Genomic DNA, 7,041 nt, shown 5'->3' with positions numbered 1-7,041 from the left:
TTGCGGCCCTGCTCGGTGACCCCGATGATCACCAGCAGGCACAGGCGGTCATCCATGCGCACGTTGCTGTACACCCCGTCGGCCCACCAGTAGACGTAGCGACGGTCTGACAGGTCCCGCTTTCGCCACTCGGTATGCTCGCCCTCCCACTGCTTCTTGAGCCGTGACACAGTGTTGGCCGACAGCCCCTTGGCCTGGTCGCCCAGCAGCGCCGCCAGGGCTTCCTGGTAGTCGCCGGTGGAGATTCCCTTCAGGTAGAGCCAGGGGATCAGCTCCTCGATGCTGCGGGCCCGCTTCAGGTAGGGGGGCAGCAGGCTGCTATTAAAGCGAGCGCCTCCACCGCTTCGGTCTCGCACCTTGGGCACCTGCACGCTGACATCCCCGATGCCAGTCTGGACCGTACGCTCGGGCAGGTACCCGTTGCGGACCACGGCCTGGCGGCCATCGTCGAGCCGATGATCGGCATACTGCGCCAAGAAGGTAGCCAGTTCGGCCTCGACAGCCTTGGCAATCAAGTCACGGGCGCCTTGGCGCAGCAGCTCGTGCAGCGGGTCAGCGACCTGGGGTTCTGGTTGTGAAAGAGCCCGGAGGGTAGAATCGGTCATGGCGTATCCACTCTGTTGGTTGAGATCTTGGTCGTGATCAATCAACAGGATACGCCACCCTTCCTATCTCCTCCCATACACCAGACTTGAGCTTAACTCTTTGGGTATTCGGATTAGCTGGTTGATTTTCTCTTTGGCGTGCAATCACAGATTACACTTTCCCAACGGAAAAACTGGTTGGCGAGGCCTGGAACAAATGCGTAAGGATTGTGGTACTAGAGAATTCATCGCGCATCCTTCTGTCTACCTCGAACGCTCCCTTAGCGCGAATTTGTCCGATGTGCCACTGACTGCTGACAACACTCGTATGGAGTTTTCAACCTAAACCCGGATTCGATGTTCCCGTAAGTACTGGGTGTGGTAACTATGCATCAGGAAATTTAGCGCTTGACCTTCCCACAATAGGAAGGTTTATCTTTCTGGAATATCATCAGGAGATGCTTGTGGAGAAGACGAATGATGCATACTCAAGACAAATTGAATCCGTCGGCTGTGACGGTGACAAGCTTTCCCATCGAAGGTATGAGTTGCGCTTCCTGCGTCGGGCGCGTGGAGGCTGAACTCAAGAAGGTCGAGGGCGTTGACACTGTTACGGTGAACCTGGTGACCGAACGTGCCGATATCCAGTCCGCTTCGCCACTCGACCGCGGATCACTCATCAACGCTATCGAGAAAGCTGGCTATTCGGTGCCTGCTGAGACCACAGAGCTTTCCATCGAAGGTATGACCTGCGCGTCCTGTGTCGGTCGCGTCGAAAAGGCGCTCAAGGCTGTGCCCGGCGTCACCAGTGCCGTTGTCAACCTTGCGACTGAAAGAGCCACGATCCAGGGCAGCGCCGATGCGACCGCCTTGGTGACGGCTATCGAGAACGCGGGATATGATGCCAGGGTAATCGCGGCTGCTACGGGTAGCCGTCGGGGCGAGACCGATGAGCGCACCGAGAAGAAGGACGCGGAACGCCGTGGACTGACACGTGATTTCACGATTGCAGCGGTGTTGACCGTGCCTGTCTTCATTCTGGAGATGGGCTCACACCTCATTCCTGGCATGCACGACCTGATTGCCTCAACGATCGGCATGGAGACGAATTGGTATCTCCAGTTCGTGTTGACAACCATCGTTCTGTTCGTGCCGGGCATCCGCTTTTACCACAAGGGGTTTCCGGCCCTCGGGCGGCTTGCCCCCGACATGAACTCCCTGGTCGCGGTCGGCACCATGGCAGCCTATGGCTATTCGCTCGTGGCGACCTTCGCGCCGGGGTTCCTGCCCGACGGAGCCGTCAACGTCTACTTTGAGGCCGCCGCTGTTATCGTCACTCTCATCCTGCTCGGCCGGTTGCTGGAGGCTCGCGCCAAGGGACGCACCTCCGAGGCGATCAAGCGCCTGGTCGGCCTTCAGGCCAAGATGGCCCGTGTGCGCAGGGACGGAAAGACGGTCGAGTTGCCGATCGATTCCGTCCTGTCGGGAGATATCGTCGAGGTTCGTCCCGGCGATCGCATCCCGGTGGATGGCGAACTCATCGAAGGCGAAAGCTATGTCGATGAATCGATGATCACCGGCGAGCCGATCCCCGTCTCCAAGACGAACGGCAGCGAGGTCGTGGCCGGAACGGTGAACCAGAAAGGCGCGTTCGCCATCCGTGCGACGGCTGTCGGCGGCAACACCGTTCTGTCGCAGATCATCCGCATGGTGGAAGAAGCGCAGGGGTCGAAGCTGCCGATTCAGGCGCTGGTCGACAAGGTGACGATGTATTTCGTGCCGGCGGTCTTCGCCGTGGCCGCGCTCACCTTCGCTGCATGGCTTTATTTCGGCCCGTCGCCCGCGCTCACTTTCGCGCTGGTCAACGCCGTTGCGGTCCTGATCATCGCCTGCCCTTGCGCCATGGGGCTGGCCACACCGACCTCGATCATGGTGGGCACCGGCCGCGGTGCCGAGCTGGGCGTGCTCTTCCGCAAGGGCGAAGCGCTGCAACTGCTCAAGGACGCCAAGGTCGTCGCCGTTGACAAGACGGGCACGTTGACGGAAGGCAAACCCGCCTTGACCGACCTGGAACTGGCTGCTGGATTCGAACGTGCAAACGTCCTGGGTCTGATCGCGGCCGTCGAGGCCAAGTCCGAACACCCGATCGCCCGTGCGATCGTGAACGCCGCCGCGGAGAACATCTCACTGCCGGACGTGTCGAACTTCGAATCGGTGACGGGTTTTGGCGTGAAGGCTGAGGCCGGTGGCAAGCGGGTCGAGATAGGTGCTGACCGCTACATGAGCGAACTCGGTCACGACGTGGCGGCGTTCTCCAAGGTCGCCAAACGCCTCGGCGACGAGGGTAAGTCTCCGCTCTATGCTGCGATAGAGGGCAAGCTTGCGGCGATTATCGCCGTTGCCGACCCGATCAAGGAAACGACGCCTGCTGCCATCAAGGCCCTGCACGATCTCGGGCTCAAGGTCGCGATGATCACCGGCGACAACGCCCACACGGCCAAGGCCATCGCGGCGCGACTCGGGATCGACGAGGTGGTGGCGGAAGTGCTACCGGACGGCAAGGTCGACGCGGTGCGCCGCCTTAAGGGAGAGCACGGCAAGGTGGCGTTCGTCGGTGATGGCATCAACGACGCTCCCGCTCTGGCCGAAGCGGATGTAGGTCTTGCCATTGGCACAGGTACGGACATTGCCATTGAAGCGGCTGATGTGGTGCTGATGTCGGGTAACCTGCAAGGTGTGCCAAAGGCGATCGCCTTGTCGAAGGCAACCATCGACAACATCCGACAAAATCTGTTCTGGGCGTTTGCCTACAACACGGCTTTGATTCCGGTCGCGGCAGGTGTGCTCTATCCGGCCTACGACATCCTGCTTTCGCCCGTCTTCGCTGCCGGCGCCATGGCACTGTCGTCGGTGTTTGTACTCGGCAATGCACTGAGATTGCGTCATTTCCGCTCACCCATGGGGACGGACGACAACGACGTGTCGCAGAGACAGGTGGAATTTGCACAAGCGAAATAAGGACAACCGAGCCTGCCACAGTGCAGGCTTGATGTTATCTGGAGAGGCATGGCTATGAATATTGGAAAGGCAGCGGAGGCATCGGGTGTATCGGCGAAGATGATCCGCTACTACGAATCGATCGGCTTGATTCCGGAAGCGTTGCGAACTGAAGCTGGATACAGGGATTACTCGGACAAGGATGTGCAAACCCTGCGCTTCATCCGGCGCGCACGGGATCTCGGGTTTTCGGTGGCGCAGATGAATAAACTGGTTGCGCTCTGGCGCGACCGGGGTCGTGCGAGCGCCGACGTCAAACGTCTTGCGCTTGAGCATGTCGCGGAGCTTGAGCTCAAGGCGCGCGAACTCCAGGAAATGAGCCGTGCACTCAAGCACCTGGCGGAAAACTGCCAGGGCGACGCTCGGCCGGACTGCCCGATTATCAGCGGTCTGGCCGGGGATGGCGTAGTGAAAGGAACGCCTAAGGGTGAGCGAGAACTTAATTCCACGCGCTTCGGGGCTATCGGGATTGAACCCAATTGCACGCAACGTCGCGGGAAAGAGAAGCGCTGACGCGTCTACTTCAGAAGCGGCGTCCTTGCCCTGACCTGAATGATTACCCGGCAAGGTGCTGATTATCGTACCCAGCCTCGCGGATGGCATCACTGATACGCGCCTCATTGACCTGGCTGCGCACGGTGACCTCGGCGTGTTCTATATCTGTAGATATTTCCGCCTGTGGGTCGATACTTTTAATGGCTTTTTCGACGGCGGATGTGCAGTGGCCACAGGTCATGCCGTTAACGTTGAATCGATACATATCGAACTCCTTCACAGAATCAGAGAATTGAGGAACCTGATCGTCCCAGCGACCAATCTAGTCTTTCCAACGCTGGTAAGGTCAACTGCGGAGCCTCAGACTTTGATTTGTCGAGTGCTCTGTGCCGACGGGCTGCCAAATGCACGGCTATTGATAAGACCTGGCCGATGCCGACAGTCTCTCTGTGCAAGGCATGCAAACGCAGCCTTGACCTTCCAACCATTGGAACGATTACCCTTTTGTGAAAAGTCAGCGCAACCGGTGTTCGGTAATCGCACTAAACACAAAGGAGTTAATCGATATCCACAGAGTCCCCTTCTCACTCAGGCAGACCAGAGCGCCCACTCGGTCTGGCCTTGGCCGTTATCGCCACCGCCCAGCTCATGGTGGTGCTTGACGATACGATCGCAAATATTGCGTTGCCAACACTCCAGAATGACCTCGGAATCTCGGCAGCGAACCTGCCTTGGGTGATCAATGCGTATATTCTCGCCTTTGGCGGATTGCTCCTGTTCGGTGGCAGGCTGGGCGATCTGTATGGACGTCGGCGTATGTTGCAGGTCGGCATGGCGATCTTTACGGTTGCATCGCTTCTCGTTGGCCTGGCCCAGGACACCGTGAGCATGATTGCCTCGCGCGGCCTCCAAGGGTTCGGCGCAGCATTGACAGCGCCCAATGCCCTGGCGTTGATCGCCACGACCTTTCCGGAAGGCAAGGAGCGCAACAAGGCCATGGCCGTCTACGGAGCAATGTCTGGCCTTGGCATTATTGCTGGATTGATTCTTGGAGGATTTCTGACAGGCCTGCTTGGCTGGCGTTGGGCGTTCTTCATCAATGTACCCATCGGTTTGGCGGTGCTCACTGGTTCGAGAACACTTGTCGAAGCGGAATTGCACAAGGGACGCCCCGACCTGACGGGAGCGCTTTCCAGCATCATCGGCATGGCAGCACTCGTCTATGGAATTACCCGTGGTGGTGAACATGGCTGGACCGATGGCATTACGCTCATTGCATTCGCCACTACGGCTATCCTGCTGCCGCTGTTCTTGGTTTTACAGTCGCGCAGCAGTGATCCACTTTTGCCGCTCCGCTTGTTCAAGGATCGCAACCGATCCGGTTCGTACCTGGCCATGCTGCTGCTGGGCTTCGGCCCCATGGGCATGATCTATTTGCTGACGCTCTATTTGCAGCACATCCTCAGCTATAGCCCGACCCTGACCGCCATGGCGTTTCTGCCCTTTGGGGTGGGTATCATCATTGGTGCTGTTGTCAGTTCAAAGCTTGTCATGCGCTTTACGCCGCGCGAGGTCGCAGCTCCGGCTGCGCTGGTCGCTAGCGCTGCATTGTTCTGGCTTTCGACCATCGGGCAACAACTCGACTATAGCTGGCACTTCATGCCAGCCGCCTTCCTCACCGCCTTCGGTTTCGTGGGAGCGGTCATTGCGCTGGCATTGACGGCCGTGAAGGGTGTGCAAGCACAGGAGACCGGCATCGCATCGGCGTTGTTCAACGCGTCGCAACAGATTGGTGTTGCGTTGGGGCTGGCTATCCTTTCGAGCATTTCTGTCTCCGTCACGGCCAGTCGGATGCCCGAGGCATTTGCTTCTCTGTATCGCGGTCGGGAAGTCGGCGATGCCGAACTGGTGCAGTCAGCCGGTGATGCGCTGATTCAGGGTTATGGCTTGGGACTTGCGGCGAGCGGGGTTGCTCTTGGCATCGCAGCCATCATCGTGGCCGTACTTGTCAACGCCAGGAAAGGACAGGTTTCCACACTTGGCGATAGTCCCTTGCATTGACCGGTTCTTCTTCCCTTTACGGCGCAGTCTGCCAAACCCGTACTGCGCCACACTGATGATTAATGGGAATCTGTCGCAATAGCTATGGAGCTTCCACCATGAGGAGAACACCGCATGACCGAAATGCCCGACAACATCCTGCACCTGCCTGAGTACCAGGTGCTGGGCTGCAAATCCACCGACGACGAAATGCACTTCCAGGTGGACGCGCCCGATCCCATCGCCTGCGAGGAATGCGGCGTGCAGGGTGAGTTCGTACGGTTCGGCAAGCGTGACGTTCCCTATCGTGATCTGCCCATCCACGGTAAGCGGGTCACTCTCTGGGTGGTCCGCCGCCGATACACCTGCCGGGCCTGCAAGACAACCTTCAGGCCCCAGCTACCGGAGATGGTGGACGGATTCCGTATGACACTGCGGCTGCATGAGTACGTGGAGAAGGAATCCTTCAACCACCCCTACACCTTTGTGGCGGCACAGACCGGCCTGGACGAGAAGACGGTGCGCGACATCTTCAACGCCCGCGCCGAGTTCCTGGGGCGCTGGCACCGCTTCGAGACGCCCCGCATCCTGGGCATTGACGAGCTATACCTGAACAAGCGCTACCGCTGCATTCTGACCAACATTGAGGAGCGAACCCTGCTCGACCTGCTGGCCACCCGCCGCCAGAACGTGGTGACCAACTACCTGATGAAGCTGAAAGACTGGCAGAAGGTCGAGATCGTCAGCATGGACATGTGGAACCCCTACCGGGCAGCGGTCAAGGCTGTGCTGCCCCAGGCCCGTATCGTGGTCGATAAGTTCCATGTGGTGCGCATGGCCAACGATGCCCTAGAGAGAGTGCGCA

At 59.0% G+C, this 7,041-nt stretch carries 5 protein-coding genes and 1 pseudogene; 4 read left to right on the top strand and 2 right to left on the bottom strand.

Annotated features, from left to right (window positions below):
- Positions 1 to 605 (bottom strand): transposase (locus AC13CN_RS04850; protein WP_483053039.1); only part of this gene is annotated, 605 nt, incomplete at its 3' end.
- Positions 606 to 1,061: 456 nt separating this feature from the next.
- On the opposite strand from AC13CN_RS04850, the gene AC13CN_RS04845 reads away from it, so the two are divergent.
- Positions 1,062 to 3,602: a heavy metal translocating P-type ATPase gene (locus AC13CN_RS04845; protein WP_483053038.1), complete on the top strand. Its 2,541-nt coding sequence runs from the start codon at positions 1,062 to 1,064 to the stop codon at positions 3,600 to 3,602.
- 48 nt (positions 3,603 to 3,650) lie between these two features.
- Positions 3,651 to 4,154 (top strand): Cu(I)-responsive transcriptional regulator, encoded by a 504-nt coding sequence (gene cueR, locus AC13CN_RS04840; RefSeq protein ID WP_373419427.1) that lies wholly within the window; start codon positions 3,651 to 3,653, stop codon positions 4,152 to 4,154.
- Between the two features lie 43 nt (positions 4,155 to 4,197).
- Here cueR and AC13CN_RS04835 read toward each other — a convergent pair whose 3' ends face one another.
- Positions 4,198 to 4,401: a heavy-metal-associated domain-containing protein gene (locus tag AC13CN_RS04835; RefSeq protein WP_087720496.1), complete on the bottom strand. Its 204-nt coding sequence runs from the start codon at positions 4,399 to 4,401 to the stop codon at positions 4,198 to 4,200.
- A gap of 356 nt (positions 4,402 to 4,757) precedes the next feature.
- Here AC13CN_RS04835 and AC13CN_RS04830 point away from each other — a divergent pair, with 356 nt between their 5' ends.
- Positions 4,758 to 6,197, top strand: a complete 1,440-nt coding sequence (locus AC13CN_RS04830) for an MFS transporter (protein ID WP_198517598.1) — start codon at positions 4,758 to 4,760, stop codon at positions 6,195 to 6,197.
- Between the two features lie 114 nt (positions 6,198 to 6,311).
- Positions 6,312 to 7,041 (top strand): annotated as a pseudogene (locus AC13CN_RS04825) (ISL3-like element ISPpu12 family transposase); the annotation flags it as partial.

The sequence above is a fragment of the Vreelandella sp. L-25 genome, assembly GCF_056857535.1.
This window is presented reverse-complemented; position numbering and strand designations above follow the sequence as displayed.

Excerpts from the sequence above, each read along its gene's own strand:
- cueR (WP_373419427.1), top strand. The coding sequence starts at position 3,651 with ATGGCTATGAATATTGGAAAGGCAGCGGAGGCATCGGGTGTATCGGCG.
- AC13CN_RS04845 (WP_483053038.1), top strand. The coding sequence starts at position 1,062 with ATGATGCATACTCAAGACAAATTGAATCCGTCGGCTGTGACGGTGACA.
- AC13CN_RS04835 (WP_087720496.1), bottom strand. The coding sequence starts at position 4,401 with ATGTATCGATTCAACGTTAACGGCATGACCTGTGGCCACTGCACATCC.